This is a genomic window from Sphaerisporangium rubeum (assembly GCF_014207705.1).
In the GTDB taxonomy this organism is placed as follows: Bacteria; Actinomycetota; Actinomycetes; order Streptosporangiales; family Streptosporangiaceae; genus Sphaerisporangium; species Sphaerisporangium rubeum.
On record NZ_JACHIU010000001.1, the window covers coordinates 4,334,165 to 4,354,450 of the forward strand.

The 20,286-nt window shown below is 72.7% G+C and carries 18 protein-coding genes; 6 read left to right on the forward strand and 12 right to left on the reverse strand.

The genetic code is table 11. The features are described 5' to 3' along the window. Positions 1 to 3 precede the first annotated feature (3 nt). From BJ992_RS18575 to BJ992_RS18605, 7 genes are all read right to left on the reverse strand, one after another. Positions 4 to 1,323, reverse strand: a complete 1,320-nt coding sequence (locus BJ992_RS18575; RefSeq protein ID WP_184982706.1) for an FAD-dependent oxidoreductase — start codon at positions 1,321 to 1,323, stop codon at positions 4 to 6. Continuing rightward, positions 1,320 to 2,615, reverse strand: coding sequence for a kynureninase (gene kynU, locus BJ992_RS18580; RefSeq protein ID WP_343072737.1), 1,296 nt, complete (start codon positions 2,613 to 2,615; stop codon positions 1,320 to 1,322). The genes BJ992_RS18575 and kynU overlap by 4 nt, the downstream gene beginning before the upstream one ends. Positions 2,616 to 2,647: 32 nt before the next feature. Then, positions 2,648 to 3,547, reverse strand: coding sequence for a tryptophan 2,3-dioxygenase (locus BJ992_RS18585; protein WP_184982708.1), 900 nt, complete (start codon positions 3,545 to 3,547; stop codon positions 2,648 to 2,650). 145 nt (positions 3,548 to 3,692) lie between these two features. Then, positions 3,693 to 4,691 carry an LLM class flavin-dependent oxidoreductase gene (locus tag BJ992_RS18590; RefSeq protein WP_184982710.1) on the reverse strand — a complete coding sequence of 333 codons (999 nt, stop codon included), beginning with the start codon at positions 4,689 to 4,691 and terminating at the stop codon, positions 3,693 to 3,695. After that, complete coding sequence (locus tag BJ992_RS32200) at positions 4,688 to 5,167, reverse strand: TIGR04076 family protein (protein ID WP_221474884.1); 480 nt, start codon at positions 5,165 to 5,167, stop codon at positions 4,688 to 4,690. The genes BJ992_RS18590 and BJ992_RS32200 overlap by 4 nt, the downstream gene beginning before the upstream one ends. A 161-nt stretch (positions 5,168 to 5,328) precedes the next feature. After that, the gene (locus BJ992_RS18600; RefSeq protein ID WP_184982712.1) at positions 5,329 to 6,501 is read right to left on the reverse strand and encodes a GH12 family glycosyl hydrolase domain-containing protein; all 1,173 of its coding nucleotides are present in this window, start codon (positions 6,499 to 6,501) and stop codon (positions 5,329 to 5,331) included. A 241-nt stretch (positions 6,502 to 6,742) separates the two neighbouring features. Then, entirely contained in the window at positions 6,743 to 7,450 is a 708-nt protein-coding gene (locus BJ992_RS18605) for a TetR/AcrR family transcriptional regulator (RefSeq protein ID WP_246496710.1), read from the reverse strand. A 117-nt stretch (positions 7,451 to 7,567) separates the two neighbouring features. On the opposite strand from BJ992_RS18605, the gene BJ992_RS18610 reads away from it, so the two are divergent. The 3 genes from BJ992_RS18610 to BJ992_RS18620 all read left to right on the forward strand — a co-directional run bounded on the left by BJ992_RS18610 (position 7,568) and on the right by BJ992_RS18620 (position 12,884). After that, positions 7,568 to 7,747: a hypothetical protein gene (locus BJ992_RS18610; RefSeq protein WP_184982714.1), complete on the forward strand. Its 180-nt coding sequence runs from the start codon at positions 7,568 to 7,570 to the stop codon at positions 7,745 to 7,747. 19 nt (positions 7,748 to 7,766) lie between these two features. Next, positions 7,767 to 11,198, forward strand: a complete 3,432-nt coding sequence (fxsT, locus tag BJ992_RS18615; RefSeq protein ID WP_184982716.1) for an FxSxx-COOH system tetratricopeptide repeat protein — start codon at positions 7,767 to 7,769, stop codon at positions 11,196 to 11,198. Between the two features lie 396 nt (positions 11,199 to 11,594). Then, on the forward strand, positions 11,595 to 12,884 hold the full coding sequence (locus tag BJ992_RS18620; protein ID WP_184982718.1) for a hypothetical protein: 1,290 nt from the start codon (positions 11,595 to 11,597) through the stop codon (positions 12,882 to 12,884). Here BJ992_RS18620 and BJ992_RS18625 read toward each other — a convergent pair. Genes BJ992_RS18625 through BJ992_RS18640 form a run of 4 tightly spaced genes read right to left on the reverse strand, consistent with a single transcriptional unit; the run spans position 12,820 to position 16,030 of the window. Next, the gene (locus BJ992_RS18625; protein ID WP_184982720.1) at positions 12,820 to 13,254 is read right to left on the reverse strand and encodes an RrF2 family transcriptional regulator; all 435 of its coding nucleotides are present in this window, start codon (positions 13,252 to 13,254) and stop codon (positions 12,820 to 12,822) included. The genes BJ992_RS18620 and BJ992_RS18625 overlap by 65 nt on opposite strands. Positions 13,255 to 13,267: 13 nt before the next feature. Beyond that, positions 13,268 to 14,146, reverse strand: a complete 879-nt coding sequence (locus BJ992_RS18630) for an ABC transporter permease (protein WP_184982721.1) — start codon at positions 14,144 to 14,146, stop codon at positions 13,268 to 13,270. After that, positions 14,133 to 14,927, reverse strand: coding sequence for an ABC transporter ATP-binding protein (locus tag BJ992_RS18635; protein ID WP_184982723.1), 795 nt, complete (start codon positions 14,925 to 14,927; stop codon positions 14,133 to 14,135). Before BJ992_RS18635 ends, BJ992_RS18630 begins: the two co-directional genes overlap by 14 nt. Positions 14,928 to 14,950: 23 nt before the next feature. Continuing rightward, positions 14,951 to 16,030: an ABC transporter substrate-binding protein gene (locus BJ992_RS18640; RefSeq protein WP_184982725.1), complete on the reverse strand. Its 1,080-nt coding sequence runs from the start codon at positions 16,028 to 16,030 to the stop codon at positions 14,951 to 14,953. A gap of 299 nt (positions 16,031 to 16,329) precedes the next feature. Here BJ992_RS18640 and BJ992_RS18645 point away from each other — a divergent pair, with 299 nt between their 5' ends. From BJ992_RS18645 to BJ992_RS18655, 3 genes are all read left to right on the forward strand, one after another. After that, a complete protein-coding gene (locus BJ992_RS18645) occupies positions 16,330 to 17,229 on the forward strand; it encodes a TauD/TfdA dioxygenase family protein (RefSeq protein ID WP_184982727.1) in 900 nt (299 codons plus the stop codon). Between the two features lie 104 nt (positions 17,230 to 17,333). After that, positions 17,334 to 18,719 (forward strand): selenium-binding protein SBP56-related protein, encoded by a 1,386-nt coding sequence (locus BJ992_RS18650; RefSeq protein WP_184982729.1) that lies wholly within the window; start codon positions 17,334 to 17,336, stop codon positions 18,717 to 18,719. Continuing rightward, complete coding sequence (locus tag BJ992_RS18655; RefSeq protein WP_343072738.1) at positions 18,716 to 19,306, forward strand: hypothetical protein; 591 nt, start codon at positions 18,716 to 18,718, stop codon at positions 19,304 to 19,306. The genes BJ992_RS18650 and BJ992_RS18655 overlap by 4 nt, the downstream gene beginning before the upstream one ends. Before the next feature lie 175 nt (positions 19,307 to 19,481). Here the strand turns inward: BJ992_RS18655 and BJ992_RS18660 are convergent, their stop codons facing one another. Then, entirely contained in the window at positions 19,482 to 20,261 is a 780-nt protein-coding gene (locus tag BJ992_RS18660) for a hypothetical protein (RefSeq protein ID WP_184982731.1), read from the reverse strand. Positions 20,262 to 20,286: the final 25 nt, after the last annotated feature.

A 20,286-nucleotide genomic window follows, 5' to 3' on the forward strand; every position in this document is an offset into this window, starting at 1 on the left:
CGGCTACGGCCCGCGCCGGACGGCGATCGCGCCGAGGGCCAGCGCGGCGGCCGCGGCGAGCGCGGCGACCACCTGGTGCTGCCGCCTGACCCGGCGCCGCACCCGCGCGTACGGCACGGTCGAGAACGACACCAGCTCGTACCGGGAAACGTACCGGCCGGGAAGCGCGCGTTCCAGCGCGTGCTCGGCGCGCCTGCCGAGCTGGAAGAGCGGCGAGGCGACCTTGTCGCGCATCTCGACGAAGTTGGCGAGCGCCATGTCGGCGATGGCCTCGGTGTCCTCCCGGCGGCGGGCCTCGAACAGCGGCAGCGCCGCCGCGAAGTCGCCGCCGGTGTCGTCCAGGCAGCGGTCCAGCGCCACGACGTCCTCGAACGCGCAGTTGGCCCCCTGTCCGTAGAAGGGGACGATGGCGTGCGCGGCGTCGCCGACGAGCCCGACCCGGCCGGCGGCGTGCCAGGACGCGCAGCGCACCGTGCCGAGCGTCCCCACGGGGTTGCGCAGGTAGTCGTCGCTCAGGCCGGGGATCAGCGGCACGAGGTCGGGGTACTCGGCCGCGAAGTGCCGTTCGACCGCCTCGGCGGTGGCCAGCGACGCGAAGCCGCCGGGGCCGGTCCGCGGCCAGAAAAGCGTGCAGGTGAACGACCGGTCGGGGTTCGGCAGCGCGATCACCATGGACGTGCCGCGCGGCCAGATGTGCAGCGCGCCGGGGTCGAGCGCGAAGTCGCCGTCACGCGGCGGGACGGTCAGTTCCTTGTAGCCGTGCTCCAGGTGGTCGACGTCCTCGGTGAGCGTGCCGTACTCCTTGAGCCGGGCCCGCACGGCCGAGCCCGCGCCGTCCGCGCCGAGCACCACCGCGGCGGTCGCCTTGGCCTCGCCGTCGCCGGTCCGGAAGACCATCTCCCCGGTCGCGGGGTCCAGTCCGGTGAGGCGGTGGCCGAAGACCGCGCGTACGCCGGGGAGCGCGGTGGCGGCTTCGAGCAGCGCGTCGTTGAGCGCGCCGCGGCCGATCGAGTTGATGGCGCGGTCGCCGCGCACGCTGTACGGCTGGAAGCCGGGGGTGCCGTGCACGGGGTGCACCATGCGGCCGCGCATCGGCAGCGCGCCGGCGAGGATCCGGTCGTCCAGGCCGATGCGGCGCAGCGCGTCGATGCCGCGTTCCGACAGCGCCAGGTTGATCGACCTGCCGCGTTCCGGCGGCCGGCCGCGCGGGTCGGCGCGGCGCTCGTACAGCGTGACCTGGTGGCCGCGCCTGGCCAGGAAGCACGCCAGCAGGCATCCGGTGAGCCCGGCGCCGACGATCGCGACCTCGCCGTGCTCGGTCATCGTGTCTCCTCCACCAGCCCGGCGAGCGCGTCCGCGAGGCGCCAGCAGTCGTGGTACGTCGAGTACAGCGGCACCGGTGCGGCGCGCAGGACGTCGGGCTCTCTGGCGTCGGCGATCACGCCGTACTCGTGCCGCAGGCGTTTGGCCAGTTCACCGGCGTCGAGGCCCACCCGCAGCGAGAGCTGCGCGCCGCGCCGCTCCGGGTCCCTCGGGGTGATCACGGTGAGGGGCCGGGTGGCGGTGACGTCGCCGAGCAGCCGTTCGAGGTACCCGGTGAGCCGCATGCTGCGGGCCCGCAGCGCCGTCATGCCGGCCCGGTCGAAGATCTCCAGTGAGGTGCGGACCGGGCCCATGGCGAGGATCGGCGGGTTGGAGACCTGCCAGGCGTCGGCGCTCGCCGGGGGACGGGACACCGGTGCCATCGCGAAGCGGGTGGCGGCGTCGGTGCTCCACCAGCCCTCGAACCGCTGGAGCGACGGGTCGCCGACGTGCCGCCGGTGCACGAACACGCCGGCGAGGGCCCCGGGGCCGGCGTTGAGGTACTTGTAGGAGCACCAGGCGGCGAAGTCCACGTCCCAGTCGTGCAGCGCGAGGGGGACGTTGCCGGCGGCGTGCGCGAGGTCCCAGCCGACCACGGCTCCGGCGGCGCGTCCGGCCCGGGTGATCGCCGGGATGTCCATCAGCTCGCCGGTCAGATAGTTGACGCCGCCGAGCAGCACCAGGGCCACCCGGTCGCCTTCACGTTCCAGGTAGGCGAGCACGTCCTCGGTGCGCAGGGTGTCCTCACCGTCGCGGGGCCGCAGCCGCACCACGGCCTCATCGGGGTCCAGGCCGTGGAAGCGGGCCTGGCTGCGCACGGCGTAGCCGTCGGAGGGGAAGGCGCTGTCCTCGATGACGATGCGGTGCCGCGCGCCTCCGGGACGGTAGAACGACACCATCAGCAGGTGCAGGTCGACCGTGAGCGAGTTCATCACCACGGTCTCCTCCGGGAGCGCGCCGACCAGCCGGGCCGCGGCGCCGGTGAGGTACTCGTGGTACGGCAGCCACGGCCGCGTGCCTTCCAGGTGGCCCTCCACGCCGAGGGTGGCCCAGGCGTCGAGGTCGGCCAGCAGGTCGGCGCGGGTCGCGCGCGGTTGCAGGCCGAGGGAGTTGCCTGCCAGGTAGGCGGTCTCGGCGTACCGGCCCCCGGTGGCCGGCGGCACGTGGAACAGTTCACGGTGACCGGGATCGGCGGCGTCCAGGCGCCTGGCCTCCGCCTCGCCGTCCCCGCTCACCTGAGGATCCGTGCTCACCTGAGGGTCCGTGTTCACCTGAGGGTCCGTGTTCACATGAGGGTCCGCGCGGACAGCAGTTCGGGGAACACCACCAGGTCAAGGCCGCGGCGCAGCCACGCCACGCCGGCCGAACCGCCGCTGCCGGCCTTGCCTCCCATGGCGCGCTGCGCGGCCTTGAGGTGCTCGTACCGCCAGTCGGAGAAGCGTTCGGCGACCTCCGACAGGGCCTCGCCGAGCATGCGCAGGTGGTTGTCCGGTGTGTCGTCGCGGTAGATCGCGACCCAGGCCGCCTCGACCGCCGGGTGGCTCTCGTGCGCCTCGGTGAGGTCACGGCCGAGCACCTCGGCGGGGATGGCGAAGCCGCGCCGGGAGAGCAGCGCGATCACCTCGTCCCACAGGCTGGGGACCCGCAGGTCGCGCACCAGTTCGGCGTGGACGGACGGCTGGCCGCGGAACGGCCGGGCCAGCGCGGCGTTGCGCAGGCCGAGCGCGAACTCCAGCCGCCGGTACATCGCCGACTGGAAGCCCGAGCCCTCGCCGAGCAGGTCGCGGAACCGGTTGAAGTCGGACGGCGTCATCCAGCGCAGCCCGCGCCACGCCGCGTTGAGGCCCTCAAGGTCGTACGCGGCCCTGCGCAGGGGACGCAGCGCACCCCACACGTCGTCGTCACGCAGCCGCGCGGCGGCCTCGTCCACCTCGAAGCGGGTGAGGCCGAAGTACAGCTCCATGATCTGGGTGATCATGAGGAAGGACATCTCGCCGGGGTCCTCCCCCAGCGGCTCCTGCAGGCTGTGCAGCGTGCCGGCCCGCACGTAGGCGTCGTACGGCAGGGACTCGGCGAACTCCAGGGTCGGCTCTCCCGCGTTGGCCGACGCGCGCTCGTCGCGCTCCCCGGCGCCGACGGGACGCACGCGGTACCCGGCGCGGATCTTCGTCTCGGTGCCGTCCATCTCTCGCCTCCTCGTCCGCCGTGGTGTCCTTCCTGCCGATCCTCCCTCACACCCGGTGGCCTGCTGAATGGCCATCAAAAGGGATATATGCCCGCTAACCTCGACATCCCCCGCCGCCGAGCGAACCGACTTTACGAACGCAAGGTCAGCGGCGCAGGGCCGGCAGCACGGCCGTCCCGAGCAGATCCACGCCGCCGTCGCCGGTCAGCCCGTGGGGGGTGCCGAACTCGACACGGCGCACCCCGGCGTCGATCAGCGCCTGCGCCTGCGCGGCCACCTGGTCGGGGGTGCCGGAGAACGCGAACAGGTCGAGGACGTCGTCCGGCACCAGGCGGCCGGCCTCCTCGTGCCTGCCGTCGTCCACCAGGGACGACACCCGGGCCACCAGGTCGCGCGGCACGCCGGCCACCGGGTCAAGATCGGCGACCACGGCCAGGTACATGGCGACCTCGGTCCGCGCCAGCGCTCTGGCCGCCGCGCCGTCGGCGTCCACGACGGTCACCGCGCCGAGCACCACACCGACGTCCCCCGCGGTCCGGCCCGCGGCGAGCTCACCCTGCCGCACCCGGTCCGCGACGATCCTCACCATGGCGGGGTTGGCGCTGCCGCCGACCTTGATCTCCGACGCGATCCGGCCCGCGAGCGCCGCGCCTTTCGGCCCCCAGGCGCCGAGCAGCAGCGGCGGATCGGGCCGCCGCACCGCGTACCGCAGCGCCGTGCCGGGGGCCAGCCGGAACACCGTCCCCTCGTAGCCGGAGGCGTCGCCGCGCAGCAGCCGGTACACGACCGCGGCCGCCTCCTCCACGGTGGCGAGCGGCCGTGGCTGCGGGACGCCGACCGCGTCCAGCCAGGTGCCGCGGGCCAGGCCGAGGTACGCGCGGCCGTCCGAGGCCAGGTCCAGTGCGGCGACCTGGCCCGCGATCTCGTACGGCGCCATGGAGTAGGGATTGAGGCACGCCGCGCCGAGCCGCACGCGGCGCGTCACGGCCGCCATCTCCAGCAGCGGGAAGATCGGCGGCTGGTACATGAGGTCGCCGAAGACGCTCAGCACGTCGAACCCGTGCTCCTCGGCCTTGCGCGCCAGCCTCGCGTAGTCCCCCGGCCGCTTGTCGCTCTGCAGCCCGAGGCCGATCTCGGCGCTCACGTCAGGTCCGCCGAGTTCATCCGCCGCCTGCCGGTGCGTTCCACCCGCATGACGAGCCGCTCCTCGGGGTCGGGGCAGGCGAACAGCGAGTCGCGCGCCAGCCAGTCCCCCGCCGCGAGGTCCCGCTGCTTGGCGGCGAGGAACGGCAGGACGGCCGCGAGCGCGTACACACAGAAGTGCCGGCCGTGCGGCAGCGTCAGGTGCGCGCTGTCGGTCAGGTCGAAGTGATCCCCCACACGCATGCCGCACACCGACCGGCCCTCGATCCGGTCCACCCGGACCCGCAGGTCGTACAGCTCCATGTCGCCGTCGTCCCCGTGGCCGCCGGTCTCCCCACGGTCCCCCGAGTCCCCGCGGCCTCCGGTTTCTCGCTTTTCTCCGTGTTCCCTGTGTTCCCTGTGGTCTTGGTGTTCTCCGGCGTTACCGGCGTCCCGCTCGTCCTCGGCCCCACCCGGCTCGCTCTCCGGCCGCGCCATCGCGGATCTCCTTTCCGCAGTTCACGGCCGCGATGCGGGCCGCCACCGTACGGTAACCGGCCCCCGCCGGCGCCGGACGAGCGGCTCCGCCGTACCCCCGGCGGCGCGGCCGGGCCGCGCCGCCGGGACCGGGGCCGGAGGGGCCCCGGGACACGGCCGGGTCAGGAGACGGCGACCGAGTACGCCGTGGTGTCGAGGCGGCCCTGGCCGACGAAGATCTCGGTGCCGGCCTGCACGCTGGTCAGGTACTTGGACGAGGACAGCCAGCCCCTGGAGGTCAGCACGTTGAGGAAGTCACGCAGGTTGAGCTGCACGCTGCTGGTGTTGCCGGTGCGGACGAACGAGTAGACCTCCCAGCCGACGTTGCCGCGCCACAGCTCCCAGGTGGTCCCGGCGACGGTCACGGTGGCCTGGCGGCTTCCCACCGGGGAGGCGCCGCCACCGCGGTAGGTCCAGATCATGACCTCGTCGGAGGGGTTCTCGGTATTGGGACTGGCGTTGGGGTGCAGCCACAGGTCATAGGCGACGTTGAGGGTGTTGGTGCCCCCCTGGAGGCTCAGGTTGTAGTTCCAGGTGGTGTTCACGTTGCGGCCCGCCGACACCTGCACCGGCAGCCCGCTCCCCGGGACCTTCCAGCCCCAGTGCCAGCCGAGCACCGCGCTGACGTACGACTTCACCTGGCTCGGCGAGTTGCTCCACGTCCAGCTCGTGCCCCACGAGATCGTGTTGCCGTTGGTCGACCCCGACCAGACGCACTGGCGGCCGGTGCCGGAGCTCTGGCCCCAGAGGTTGTTGTTGAGCCAGTACTTGCCCATGGTGACCGAGTCGCCGGAGGTGCAGAGCTGGTTGCCGGGGGTGGACGGCGTGGGGGTGGGGGTGAAGGTGGGGCTGGCCGTGGCGGTGGGGGTGGGAGGCGGGGTCGGGTTCGGGTTGCCGCAGGCGACCCCGTTGAGGGTGAACGCCGTCGGCACGGTGTTGGCGCTGCCGCTCACCGAGGCGTTGAACCCGAAGGTGGCGGTGGCGTACGTCCCGAGGCTGCCGTTGTAGCTCGCGTTGACCGCGGTGACCTGCGCGCCGCTCTGGGTCACCGTGGCTCCCCACGCCTGGGTGATCTGCTGGCCGTTGGCGAAGGACCAGCGCAGCGTCCAGGAGGAGATGGGGTCGCCGAGGTTGCGCACCGTGACGTCCCCGTTGAACCCTCCGGGCCACGAGGACGCGACCTTGTAGATGATCTGGCAGCCGGCGGCGGCACGTGCGCTCGTCGTGATCGACACCGCCGCCGCCAGGCCGACGACCAGAGCGGCCAGCACGGCGGCCGTTCTCCGGATGGACATCGCCGACTCCTTCCACCCGCCGCTCGCCGCGCGCGGGGACATTGGAGATCCTCGTCGCCGCCGCCACGGCACCCGCGCAGGTCCCGCCACCGGACGTACGGCGACCGTGGCGATTATGTTAGGTGTCCATCCAAACTATTCTCATGTCGCCACGAACCCCCTCACCGTCCGGCCCCCGGGTGACGTGCGGACGGCCCGCCTCCGCGCCGGAAAGTTTCACGGCGGTAGCGCCGGCACCCCGTCACTCCCGCGCGGCGAGCGCGCCGTGGAGGAACAGGTCGACGATCTCGGCCGGGGTGATCTCGGCGACGTCGTGGCCGGTGAGGCGGCCCCGTGAGAACGCGGCGGACATGAAGACCTGCGCGCAGCGCTCAGGCGACAGGCGCAGCGCGTCCCGGTCGGGTTCGAAGAGATCGGTCAGCGCGTCACGGACGGCGGCCGTCGACGTCTCGCGGTCCAGCCCCGGCTGCCGTCCCTGCGGCGACGGCCGGTCGCGTCTCGGCGCGCGGCCGGACGCCATCAGCGCACCCGCCACCGCACCCATGCGGTTCAGGTAGGCGCGCAGCGACTCGATGGCCTCGACGAGCCGGTCCGCGAGAGGCTGCTCCAGCGAGATCGACACGAGCTCGCGCAGCACCCGGTCCGGGGACGCGGCCTCGGCCATGCAGGCGCCGAGCACCTCGTCCTTGTCCGCGAACACCCGGAAGATCGTCCCCTCGCCGATGCCGGCGGCCCGCGCGATCTGCGCGGTGGTCACCGCCGCGCCGTACTCGGCCACCAGCGGTAACGCCGATTGCACGATCATCTGCCTGCGTTCGTCGGCGCTCATCGCCGGTGCGCGGCGCCGCCTCTCCCCGCTCTCGTCCGGGGTCGGCTCCCCGGCCGCGCCGGTGGCCCTCGCGGCCCTCAGTGCCATGGCCTTGCCGGTGTCCTCGTCTGTGTTCATCATGAGAGGATTCTACGGAGTGAGCACTCACTCTGTCAATGAGTGAGTGCTCACTCCATTAGTCGACCACCTCGGCGGAACGCAGCCCATATCGACTGATGAGCAGGCATACTGCGGAATATGAGCATGCGGGATGACGCGTCGGCCGAAGCCGGGGACGTGCGGTTCACCTCGTCCGGTGAGATCGAGGTCTTCGACGGCCGCCGCTGGAGGCGGTACGACGGGCTGCCGGCGGACACCGCGAACGACAACCGCGACGACCCCGAGACCGGCCTGGACCGTTCCTCCGGCGAGAAGTGACAGGCCCGGTGCCGGGCCGATGGACCAGCCGGAGGGCACACGGCGGCTGCTGGACCTCGTCGAGGAGCCGCAGCGGTCCGCGCTGAAGGCGTGGATGCGCCACACACGCGTCGAGCTGCGGCTCCTGACGTGGCCGGGAAACGGGGACACCACGACAAGCCTGCTGGCCGCGTGCACGAAACCGCGCGAGGGCCCGCCGCTCAAAGTGATCGTGCAGCCGCACCCGGCCGGGCCGGAGCCGGGCCCGCTCGCGGGAGGCCCGCTCCATGGGCTTGAGCCGTTGTCGCGGCCGCTGGAGAAAGGCCTCGCGGCGTTCGCCGCCGTCGCGCCGGTCTGCGGGCAGATCATGACGCTGGCCCTGGCGGGGTGGAATCCCGGCGGGCCGCGCCTGGTGGAACGCACCGTGCCGGAGTTCCTGACCTCGGTGCTCGGTGACCGCGTGGCCGGCGGCGGCACGATCCACGAGTGGCTGCGCGACCCGGCGAACCACGCGCCGCCCCTGCCAGGCGGCGGGCCGGTCCTGCCCGATCCGCTGATGCTGCTCGACGAGGCCGGGCCCGCCGCGACGATCAGGCTGCCGGTGCTCACCGGCAACGCGCACGGCGACCTGCGTCCCGGGAACGTCATCGTCTCCACGGACCCGGACGCCGACCCCCCGGAGCGGTGGTTCGCCGGCCTGTCGCGGTTCGGCACCGACGCGCCGCTGACGCACGACCCCCTGCACTTCGTCATGGCGATGATCGCGCCGTGCCTGCCGGGCCTGCCGCAACCGCAGCGGGTGGCGCTCGGGGAGTTCCTCATCGACCCGGCCGGCGGCCACCGGGCCCTGGTGCCGAACGGCCTCAGCGACCTCGTCACGAGCACGAGCCTCGCCACCTCCGCGTGGGCCCGCTCGGTGAAGAGGACCGGCGAGTGGGAGGACCTCCACCTGCCGTCCGTGGTGGCCTGCGCCTTGCTGTACGCCGGCCGCGCCGTCCTCCCGGCCGAGGACCGCCTCTGGTTCACCTGGCTCGCCGGCCGGGCCGCCGCCGCGTTCCTCGCCTCCCGTGAACCTCTCACCTCCGGCGTCCCCGCCGCCGGCGCCGCGGCCCTCCCGCCGCGGGCTCCCCTTCCCGCGGCGGACGTCCCGGTGGCCGGGTCCGCGGCCCCCGCCGGCGGCTTCCACACCGGCGTCCAGATCGGCGACGCGTTCTACCAGGCCCAGACGATCCACGTCCATCCCCGCGAGCATCCCCCGCGGGCCTTCGGCGCGGAGGTGCCGGGAGCCGCGTGGCCCGACCCCCGGGTGCCGGAGTCCGGCGCGCCGCGGCGGGTGCGGTACTTCGTCGGACGGGAACGGGAACTGACCGAGCTGCGGGGCTTGATGGAGGCCGGACGGGCCTCGGCGTCGGTAGTGGCGGTGCACGGCATGCCGGGCATGGGGAAGACGCAGTTCGCACTGGAGTACGCACGCAGGTTCTCCGCCGATTACTCGCGGATGTGGTGGATCGCGGCCGGACGGCCCGAGTTGCTCGGCGAGCAGTTCGGCGGCATGGCCACGGCGCTCGGGCTGGCCGTCCAGGGGGACATGCGCACGGTGTGCGCCGTGCTGTTCGACGCGCTGCGTGATCACGGCCGCTGGCTGCTGGTGTTCGACGACGCGCCGGACGCCGAGGCCGTGCAGGCCTACGTCCCCGCGAGCGACGCTCTCCACGTGCTGATCACCTCACGCAATCCCGAGTGGTCCGCGCTGGCCGCGCCGCTGGCCCTCGGCCCGCTCGCGGCCGAGGAGTCGCGCGAGCTGATGTCGGCCCTGCTCCACGAGCCCGGCACCACGCGGGCCGCGCCGATCGCCGAGAGGCTCGGCCATCTGCCGCTCGCGGTGGCGCAGACAGCGCTGTTCCTGCGAGGAGCGCCGCTCGATCCCGAGGAGTACGCCGAGGAGCTCGGCTCGCGGACCGCCGGCGCGCTCGACACCAAGCCCGTGCCGGGGTACGGCCGGACGCTCGCGGCCGTGTGGACGCTGAGCATGGACTCCCTGGCCAGGAGCAGCCCCGCCGCGGCGGAACTGCTGCGGGCCTGCGCGTACCTCGGTGACGCGCCGGTGCCGTGGAACCTGCTGGCCGCCGCGGCGGCCGACCTGCCCGAGCCGCTGCGCGCCGTGGCGGCGAGCCCGTTGCGCCTCGCCGAAGCGGCCACGGACGCGGCCCGTCTCGGCCTGCTGCGCATCGAAGGGACGTCGGTGCGCGTGCACGGCCTGCTCCAGGCGTTCCTGCGTGACACGGATCCGGGGCCCGTACCCGACCTGCGGCCGGCGCTGGCCCGCGCGCACCCCGGCGACCCGCGCGACCCGTGCTCCTGGCCCGGGTACGGAACGGTGCTGCCGCACGCGCTGGCACTCGACCTGCCGGGGTCGGACGACCCCGCCTGCCACCGGCTGCACCTGGACGCGTTGCGCTACCTCGCGGTGCGCGGCGACACCCGTACCGTGCTGCGCCTCGCGACCGAGGTGCGCGACCGCTGGCGTGACACCCTCGGGCCGGACGCCGAGCCGGTGCTCGACGCCGCCGGCCTGCTGTCCCGCGCACATCACGACCTCGGCGCGCACCGCGAGGCGCTGGTGCTGGACCAGGAGGTGTACGACCGGCGCGGCCGGCTGCTCGGCCCCGGCGACCCGGCCACGCTGACCGCCGGCCACAACCTGGCGGTCGACCTGTCGGCGCTGGCGCGCGGCGGCGACGCGCCGGCCGGGATCGCCGCGCGTGCCGTCGAGCTGCTGGAGACGGTGGTGGACGCGCGCCGCGAGGTCCTCGGCCCCCGCCATCCCGAGACACTGCGATCGGTGCACAACCTGGCCGCGGAACTGCACGCCGAGGGCCGGCGCGACCAGGCGAGGGAGCTCTGCGAGGAGGCGCTGTCCGGCCTGACCGAGGCGCTGGAGCCCGACCACCCGGACGTCCTGCGTTCGGCGCACCTGCTCGCGCTGCTGCTCGCCGGCGACGAGCCGGAACGGGCCCGCCGCCTCAACGAGGACACGCTGCGCCGTCGTGCCAAGGTGCTCGGCCCCCGCCACCTGGACACGTTGCGTTCCGCGCACAGCCACGCGCGCGACCTGCTGCTGGCGGGCTTCCCGGTGCTCGCGGCCGGCCAGGCCAAGGAGACGTGGCTGGCGGTGTGCGCGACGGCCGGTGAGGACCACCCCGAGGCCCTGCGCGCGGCCGGCCTGACGGCACGCGCGCTGCGCGCCACCGGCGACCACGCCGGCGCGTACCGCCTCAGTGAGGACACCTACCGCCGCAGCGTGCGCCTGCTCGGCGAGGACCACATCGAGACCCTGCGCGCCGCCGACCAGTACGCCACCGACCTGCGCACCGCCGGCGAACTCGCGACGGCCGGCGACCTCACCCGCCGCACCACCGCGGCACTGGCCCGGCTGGTGCGCAGCCGGCGTCCGTCCCCGCCGGACGCCTGACACCGGTCACGATCCGGTGTGCGTGTACGGCACCCAGAGGCTCGGCCGTGAGAGGTATCCGGCTCTGAGCGGCCGGATCACCAGACCCAGCGTGCGGGCCGCGCCACCGGGTCGAACCGTCCGCCGGCGGTGAGCCTCTGCCGGTCAGCCGGGTCGGTGCCGTTCCTGGAGTCGTGCCACCGCCTTATCCCGGGTTTCCGTCCATGGGACGGAAACAACCTCTCCGTACGCCTGACCGTCATTTCTATTATTTATACAAGGTGCGATCTTCCCGCTGACTGTCATACTTGCCCCATCACGGCGGGGACGCCGTCGGCGGCCTATGGGGGAAGAACGTTCATGGCCGGTTCCTCCTGTCCCGTGGAAATCCGTACGCGAATCGTGCCGGGAGGTCCGGTGGCCGCACGTCCTCAACTGGTCGACCGGTTCGTCGTCGGGGTGGACGTCAGCGGGTACAGCTCCCGGACCACCCGCAGGCAGCTCGAGGTGCAGCAAGACCTGGACGAGATCCTCACCGCGGCGGCGGAGCGGTCGGGGATGGACAGGAGCAGGTGGGTCCGCCAGATGAGCGGGGACGGCGAGCTGGCCGAGTTGCCGGAGGGGACCGATCCGGTCGCGGTGGTGGGCCGGTGGGTGGCCGAGCTCGACGAGTTGCTGCGCGACCACAACGACGGTCACGCGCCGGGGAACGCGATACGGCTGCGGGTGGCCATGCACACCGATGTGCTGGCACGCAGCAGTCTCGGCGCGGCCGGGCCCGCGCTCGTCGTGGTGAGCCGCCTGCTCGACTCCGCGCCGGTGCGCGCGGCACTGGCGGCCGCGCCGAACGCGTCCCTCGCGTTGATCGTCTCGGACGCCGTGTACCGCAAGGTGGTGCTGTCGGAGTTCGGCGGCCTGCGACCCGCCGCCTTCCGCGAGGCCGGGGTCGACCTGCCTGGCAAGGGCTTCCACGAGCTCGCCTACATCCACGTCCCCGGCTTCCCGCTCGCGGGCGATCGCGGGGACCCGCCTGGCGGGACGACCGCCGCACCCGGCGGGCCCTCCCCGTACGACGGCCGTCCGTCCGGCGGGCCTGGCGGTCCCGCCGCGCCGCCGCCGCAAGCCGCCGCCGGACCGGCCGCGCCACCGTCATGGGACGCCGCCGGACGAGCCGCGCCACCGTCACGGGACGCCGGCGGCCCGGCCGCGTTGTTCAGTGTCGGCGCGCAGTACGGCGAGACGTTCTACCAGGCGCAGACCATCCAGATCCACGCGCCGGCCGAGCGTCCCGACCCGTTCGGCCTCGGTCTGAGCGCCTTGCGCGCGCGGCGGTACGCGGCGGCGCGGCGGCGCATGGCCGAGGCGCGCGAGCTGGACCCCGGCGACCCGCGGGTGTGTTACTACCTGGCGCTGGCGATGCTCGGCGGACACCGGCCGCACCTGCACCACCGCGCGTCCGTCGAGGAGATCACGTCGCTGCTCGACGGCGCGCGTGACCGGCTGCCGGAGGCCGGAGCGCTGTGGTGCCTGGTGCTGGAGGACCACCGCATGAGCTGGACGCCGCACACGGCGGTCCCCCCTGAGCTGGTCCGGCTGGTGGACACGGTGCCGCCTGACCGGGCCGCCGAGATCACCGGCCAGTTCACGGCCGAGGAGAACCAGGTGTGGCGGCTGCTGGCGGCGCGAGCGGAGCGGAGCGCCGGGTGATGTCGGCGAGGGTGACGTCCGACAGCAGGGCCTGTTCGTGGTCGCGCAGTGCGTCCCAGACGTCGGCGAGCGGGCCCGCCACGCCGGGGAAGCCGCCGTGGTCGCCGCCTTCCGGTACGCCTTCGACGATGCGCACGATGTCGGCCAGGCTGATCTGGTCGGGAGCGCGGGCCAGCCAGTAGCCGCCGTCGGGGCCGCGGCGGCTGCGCAGCAGGCCGGCTCGGCGCAGTTGCAGCAGGATGTTGTCCAGGAACCTGCGGGGGATGCCCTGGGCCTCGGCGATCTTGTCGGCCGGCAGGGGGCCCGGCGAGGCGGCGGCCAGTTCGGCCGCCGCTCGCAGGGCGTACTGTGTCCTGGCGGAGATCCGCATCGCCGCCGGGCCTTCAGTTGGTGACCTGGTGCAGTCCCCAGCGGCGGCGTAGCGCGTTGTCGGCCGCACCGAAGACCCGGTCGACCACGATTCCGATCACCAGGATGATGATCATGGTGGCGAGCAGGCCGGGTGAGTCGGCGAGTTCGCGCGCGAAGTGGAGCTGCTCGCCGAGCGAGGGACGGTTGGCGATGATGACGAGCAGTTCGCCGGCCATCAGGGAGCGCCAGGCGAAGGCCCAGCCCTGCTTGAGGCCGGCGAGGAACGACGGCAGCGACGCCGGCAGGATGACGTGCCGGTACAGCGACAGCCGGCGGAACCCGAGCATGTGACCCGCGCGCAGCAGGATCGGCGGGGTGTAGTCGACTCCGGCGATCAGGCCGTTGGCGATGGACGGCGCGGCGCCGAGCACGACGACGAACAGGATCGCGCTCTCGGTGAGGCCGAACAGCAGGATGGCGAGCGGGAACCACGCGATGGACGGCATGGTCTGCAGGCCGGTGATGAGCGAGCCGACCGCGCGGCGCAGCGGCCCGATGCGCGACACCAGCGCGCCGACGACCAGGCCCACCGCGATCGCGAGCGCGAAGCCGACGATGGCGCGGCGCATGGTGACGGCGACCGCCTGGTAGAACTCGGCCTCCCCGAGCCGGTGCGCGAGGTCGGTCAGCGTGGTGACGGGCCCGGCGAAGACGTACTCGGGCCACCAGCCGGCCCACACCACGCCTTGCCAGATGACGAGCACGATGGCGATGGCCGACAGCACCGGCCACGCCGCGGCCCAGGCGCGGGTGGGGAGGGCCGTCCTACGCGGTGCCACGAGCTCCAGCGCGTCGAGGCCGGCGAGTTGCCGCGCGTGCGCGTCGGCCGCGCGGGTCTCAGTTGCCGCCATGGCGCATGACCTCCTGCTTCAGCCGTTCGGTGATCTGAGCCGCCTGCCGTCCCACCTCGGGTGACTCGCCGCGCCGCGGCCGCGGCAACGTGACGCGGAAGTCCTCGACGACCCGGCCGGGACGGCTGGACAGCAGCACCACGCGGTCACCGAGCCGTACGGCCTCGCGCACGTTGTGGGTGACGAACAGCACCGCGAGGCCGCGTTCGCGCCAGATGCGCTCCAGTTCGTCGTGCAGCAGGTCACGGGTCATGGCGTCCAGCGCGCCGAACGGCTCGTCCATGAGCAGCACGTCGGCGTCCTGGGCCAGGGCCCTGGCGAGCGCGACGCGCTGGCGCATGCCGCCGGACAGCTCGTGCGGACGTTTGGCGCCGAAGTCGCCGAGGTGCACGACGCGCAGGAACTCCTGCGCGCGCTCGCGGCGCTCGGCCTTGGCGAGGCCTTTGGCGCGCAGCGCCATCTCGACGTTCGCCGACACCGTCAGCCAGGGGAACAGCGCGGGTTCCTGGAACATCAGGGCCACCCGTTTGCGATCCACCTCGATGGTCCCGGCCGTCGGCCGGTCCAGCCCGGCGACCAGCGACAGCAGGGTGCTCTTGCCGCACCCGGACGCGCCGAGCAGGCAGACGAACTCGCCGGGGGCCACGTCCAGCGACACCTCGTCCAGGGCGAGCAGCCCGTTCCTGCCCTGACCGTAGATCTTGGAGACGGCCGAAAGCCGGATCGCGGGGTTGTCACCCTCGACCCGGCCGCCGGCCTGCTCCACAAGCGGAGCAGTCATGCTCTCGTTCCTCCTGGATCCGGCTACTTGTCGGAGATGGCCTGCTCGCCCTTGGCGGCGAGGACCTCGTTGAGGATCGTCAGGTCGTAGATGCCGTTCAGGTCCACCGGGTCGAGCAGCCCGACCTTGACGGCGTGGTCGGCGCTGCCGACGAGCGACGAGGCGATCGGGTCGTTGGTGAACGTGATGTTCTTGATCGCCGCGTCGAGGACCTCCGGCTTGAGCGGCTTGCCGGTGAGCTTCTCCAGTGCGGCGTTGATGGTCTGCGCGGCCCCGGCCGGGTCGGAGTTGATGTAGGCGTTGGCCTCGACGTGCGCCTCGATCAGCTTCTTGACGGTGTCGGGGTGCTCCTTGGCGAACTCCTGCCGCACGATCAGGTGGGTGATCACGAACTGCTTGTTCGGCCACAGGTCGCGCTCGTCGACCAGCACCGTGCCGCCACTCTCTTTGATGAGGCGGCTGGCGAACGGCTCGGGGACCCAGGCGCCGTCGATGTCACCGGTGGCGAACGTCTGCACGGTCTGGGAGTTCTCCTGCGGGACGATGGAGACCTCGCCGCCACCCTTGGTGTCGGTCTTGATCCCCTTCTCGTTCAGCCAGTACCGCAGGGCCACGTCCTGGGTGTTGCCGAGCTGCGGGGTCGCGATCTTCTTCCCCTTGAGGTCCTCGACGGACTTGATCTCCGGCTTGACCACGAGGAACACGCCGCCGGACGCCGCACCCGCCACGATCTTGATGGCCTGGCCCTTGGACTTGGACCACGCGTTGATCGCCGGGTTCGGGCCGACGTAGGTGGCGTCGATGGCGCCGGAGAACACCGCCTCGATGGCGGCCGGGCCGGCGTTGAACTGGCTGGTCTTCAAGGTCGTGCCACTGCCGAGCTGCTTGGCGAAGAAGCCCTTCTCCACCCCGACGAGCGCGGTGGCGTGCGTGATGTTGGGGAAGAACCCGAGCCGTACCTCGGCCGGGCCCGCCGCCGCCGATCCACCGGCCCCTCCGCCGGCCGGAGTGCCGGCGTCCGTGCCCCCGCAGGCCGCCGCCAAGGTCGTGAGCGCCAGAGCGGCGGCGACCGCCACCACCCCGCGAACCCTGCGAGCGTTCATCTAAACTCCCTATTTCCCACTTATTTAGTAGATTTACTCGTTTATAGAGCTACCGGCGCGAGACGTCAACCCGGCAGAGCCGCCACGGCCACATCCGGACAGCGACCGCACACGCACCGTCGCTTAAACCTGCATTCCCTACCGGTTGTGTTGACTTTACGCGGCGCGTCCTACGGTGAGGGACGTGACCACCACCTCCCTGATCATCCGAGGTCACGTGGACTTCTGCCGCGTGGCCAGCGCGCTGTGTCCCCCCTTCCGCTGAGACCCCACGTCCCCTCCCGGAAGGAACCATCTCCATGTCCCTGAACGTCACCCCCGTCGCGGGCCGCATCGGCGCCGAGATCTCCGGCGTGCGCCTCGGCGGCGACCTGCCGGCCGGACAGGTCGCCGAGATCCGCCGGCTCCTGCTCACGCACAAGGTCGTCTTCTTCCGCAGCCAGTGGCACCTCGGCGAGGAGGAGCAGGTCGCCTTCGCGCGCCTGCTCGGCGAGCCGACCGGCGCGCACCCGACCGTCCCGGCCCTGCACGGCAATGCGCACATCCTCGACCTGGACTACAGCGCAGGCCAGAAGGTCGACCGCTGGCACACCGACGTCACCTTCGTCGACCGGCCGCCGCTCGCGTCGGTGCTGCGCGCGATCACCGTCCCGCCGGCCGGCGGCGACACGCTCTGGGCCAACACCGTGACCGCCTACGAGAACCTGCCGGAGGCGCTGCGCGACCTCGTGGACCGGCTGCGGGCCGTGCACACCAACCAGTTCGACTACGCGCGGGTCGCCGCCTCCGACGATCCCGAGCGCACCAAGAAGTACGCCGAGGTGTTCTCCGCCACCACCTACGAGACCGAGCACCCGGTGGTGCGGGTGCACCCGGAGACCGGTGAGCGGTCGATCCTGCTCGGCGACTTCGCCAAGCGGATCTCCGGCCTGTCGGCGCAGACCTCGGCGTCGATCATCGCTCTCGTCCAGGAGCAGGTCACGCAGGTGGAGAACACGGTGCGCTGGCGCTGGTCACCGGGGGACGTGGCCGTCTGGGACAACCGGGCCACGCAGCACCGTGTGGTCCACGACTTCGGCGACCAGGCCCGGCGGCTGCACCGGGTCACCATCGCCGGGGACGTCCCCGAGGGTGTCGACGGACGGCCGAGCGTCGCACTGGCCGGGGACGCCTCCGCGTACTCGCCGCTCGCCGCCTGACCCCGGGGACACACCGGCCGGCCCTCCACCCGGGGCCGGCCGGCTCGGCCTCACGCCGAGCAATCACCTATTGACCTTGTAGGAATTAGCGGGATGCTGGGAAAATGGCACTCTGGACACCGGACCCCACGTTCTACCCTTCACCACGGGACGCCGCGTCCGCACCGGCGGAACGCCTGGCCTACGTCGCGGCCTTCGACCGGCAGGCATCCCGTCCCGACGCGATAGCCGTGCTCGACACCGACCCCGGCTCCCCCGCCTACGGCGAAGTGGTCGGCTGGACCGACCTGCCGTACACCGGCGACGAGCTCCACCACTTCGGCTGGAACGCGTGCAGCAGCGCGCTGTGCCCGTACGCGCCGCACCCGCACGTCGAGCGGCGCTACCTCGTCGTGCCGGGGCTGCGGTCGTCGCGGCTCTACATCCTCGACACCAAGGACCGTGTCAGCCCCGAGATCGTCAAGGTGATCGAGCCGGAGCAGTTCGCCAGATCCGGCTACTCCCGGCCGCACACCGTGCACTGCGGGCCCGAAGGGCTGTACGTCTCGGCGCTCGGCGGCGCGGACGGCGAGGAGGGCCCCGGCGGCATCGCGGTCCTCGACCACACCTCGTTCGAGGTGCTCGGCCGGTGGGAGGTCGACCGCGGGCCGCAGTACCTGGCGTACGACTTCTGGTGGCACATCAACCACGACGTGCTCGTCACCTCCGAATGGGGCACCCCCTCGATGATCGAGGACGGCGTGGTGGGTGAGCTGCTGCTCGGCCGCAAGTACGGTCACCGGCTGCACTTCTGGGATCTGCGCAAACGCCGGCACCTGCAGGAGGTCGACCTCGGCGACCAGTACCAGATGCCGCTGGAGCTGCGTCCCGCGCACGACCCGACGCGGACCTACGGCTTCGTCGGCGTCGTCACCAGCGTCGAGGACCTGTCGGCGTCGGTGTGGACGTGGTTCCACGAGGACGGCCGGTGGCAGGTGCGCAAGGTGATCGACATCCCGGCCGAGCCCGCCGATCCGTCGGTCCTGCCGGACGTGCTCAAGCCGTTCGGCGCGGTGCCGCCGCTCGTCACCGACATCGACCTGTCGGTGGACGACCAGCGGCTGTACGTGTCGTGCTGGGGCACCGGCGAGATCAAGCAGTACGACGTGTCCGACCCGTTCAAGCCGATTGAGCTCGGCTCCCTGCGCATCGGCGGCATCGTGGGCAACACGCCGCACCCGGCGCTCGCGGCCCCGTTGCGCGGCGGCCCCCAGATGGTCGAGGTCAGCAGGGACGGCAAGCGGGTCTACGTCAGCAACTCCCTGTACGGGGCCTGGGACGACCAGTTCTACCCCGAGGGGGTCGGCGCCTGGCTCGCCAGGATCGACGCCGACTCGTTCACGTTCGACGAGCGGTTCTTCCCCAACGGCGACGCGTTCCGCGGCCTGCGTCCCCACCAGGTGCGGCTGCAGGGAGGCGACGCCTCCTCCGACTCCTACTGCTACCCGTGACCCTGCTGACCGCCGCGCTGCTCGGCGCGTTCCACGGTCTCAACCCCGCCATGGGGTGGCTGTTCGCCGTCGCACGTGGCCTGCAGGAACGCGACAGGAGCGTCGTGCTGGCGTCACTGCCGGCCATCGCCGCCGGCCACCTCGGCTCGGTGGCGGTGGTGGCGCTCGCGGTGACCCTCACCGGCTCCCTGGTCACCGCGACCGTGCTGTCCATCCTCGGAGGGACGGCCCTGGTGGCGTTCGGCTTGTGGCGGCTGCTGTCCACCCGGCACTTCCGCTGGGTGGGGATGCGGCTGTCACTGCCGCAGCTCGCCGCCTGGTCGTTCCTGATGTCCTCGGCGCACGGCGCCGGCCTGATGCTCATCCCGCTGTTCACCGGGCTCCAGGCCGAGGGCCGCGCGCTGCCCGGTGGGCTGGAGCTGGCCGTGCTGCACACGCTCGCGATGTTCACCGTCGCGGGGGTGATCGCGGTCGTCGTGTACCAGGTGGCCGGGCTCGCCGTGCTGCGGCGCGCCTGGTTCGACGTGGACCGGTTGTGGGCCGTCGCCCTGGTGGTGGCCGGCGGCCTGACGCTGGCGCAGGCGTAGCGCGACCCGTGCGGATCGGTCGCGCTCGTGAAGCCACCGGGTGGGGTCCCGCGGTCGCGGCCCGGCCGCGGGACCCCACCCGGTCTCTCCGTGGTACGGCGAAGGAGGGCACCGCCGTACCACGTGTCCCCGGGGTGCCTCAGTCGTGCCGGCGCGCACCCCGGGGACACACCCTCTAGCAGCCGACGCGGCGGGTGCCGAGAGCGATGTCGTCCATCCAGACGTCGTACGAACCGGGGGTGGGGTTCCCCTGGTAGAGCTGCCAGCCGATCTTGACGGTGTCGAACTTCGGGAAGAGGAAGTCGACCTGGTTGCCGCCGTGCTGCTTGGTGGAGACCGTGAGGTCGGGCTGCGGCACGCCGTCGAACCACAGCGTGACACGGTTGTCGGTGGCGTCCATGCGCCACTCCACGCACTGCCACACCCCCGCGCGCGACGGGGCCGACTGCCGCCAGTTGGTCCAGTCACCGGTGGGGCCGCCGTCCGCGCCGACCCCCCACAGCGCGACGCGGCCCTCGGGGACGTACTGGCCGCCGAGGGGCCGTACGATCTCCGGCCCGGCGCCGGTCGTCTCGATGAGCGTGTAGTGGGCCCAGTCCGGGGCCGTCGGGAACGCCTTGACCTTCAGCCGGACCCTGCCGTAGAAGCTGTTCCCCGGCGCCGCGAAGTCGTCGACCTTCAAGAACGCGCGGCCGTTGCCCTCGGTCCGCACGTGCAGCACCTTCTCCCCGCGCCTGCCGTCCCGCTCGACGCTGAGCATCCCGTGCTTGGTGTCCACCCCCCACTTGAGGCTGCTCGCTCCCCCGATCGCCTCCCCCTGGAAGTCCTCACAGAACAACAACCCCCTGCCGCCGCACGTCCCGCTCTCGTGCCCCCGGTCGGAGGCCGTGGCCCCCTGCACTCCGGCCAGCGCCGCCAGCAGAGCCGCCCCGGCCACCGCCACCCACTTACGCACCTTTTCTCCCTTCCGCCGACAAACA

Coding starts and splice junctions, on each gene's coding strand:
- BJ992_RS18575 (WP_184982706.1), bottom strand. CDS start 1,323: ATGACCGAGCACGGCGAGGTCGCGATCGTCGGCGCCGGGCTCACCGGA.
- BJ992_RS18585 (WP_184982708.1), bottom strand. CDS start 3,547: ATGGACGGCACCGAGACGAAGATCCGCGCCGGGTACCGCGTGCGTCCC.
- BJ992_RS32200 (WP_221474884.1), bottom strand. CDS start 5,167: ATGGCGCGGCCGGAGAGCGAGCCGGGTGGGGCCGAGGACGAGCGGGAC.
- BJ992_RS18600 (WP_184982712.1), bottom strand. CDS start 6,501: ATGTCCATCCGGAGAACGGCCGCCGTGCTGGCCGCTCTGGTCGTCGGC.
- BJ992_RS18605 (WP_246496710.1), bottom strand. CDS start 7,450: ATGATGAACACAGACGAGGACACCGGCAAGGCCATGGCACTGAGGGCC.
- BJ992_RS18610 (WP_184982714.1), top strand. CDS start 7,568: ATGAGCATGCGGGATGACGCGTCGGCCGAAGCCGGGGACGTGCGGTTC.
- fxsT (WP_184982716.1), top strand. CDS start 7,767: ATGGACCAGCCGGAGGGCACACGGCGGCTGCTGGACCTCGTCGAGGAG.
- BJ992_RS18625 (WP_184982720.1), bottom strand. CDS start 13,254: ATGCGGATCTCCGCCAGGACACAGTACGCCCTGCGAGCGGCGGCCGAA.
- BJ992_RS18630 (WP_184982721.1), bottom strand. CDS start 14,146: ATGGCGGCAACTGAGACCCGCGCGGCCGACGCGCACGCGCGGCAACTC.
- BJ992_RS18635 (WP_184982723.1), bottom strand. CDS start 14,927: ATGACTGCTCCGCTTGTGGAGCAGGCCGGCGGCCGGGTCGAGGGTGAC.
- BJ992_RS18640 (WP_184982725.1), bottom strand. CDS start 16,030: ATGAACGCTCGCAGGGTTCGCGGGGTGGTGGCGGTCGCCGCCGCTCTG.
- BJ992_RS18645 (WP_184982727.1), top strand. CDS start 16,330: ATGTCCCTGAACGTCACCCCCGTCGCGGGCCGCATCGGCGCCGAGATC.
- BJ992_RS18650 (WP_184982729.1), top strand. CDS start 17,334: ATGGCACTCTGGACACCGGACCCCACGTTCTACCCTTCACCACGGGAC.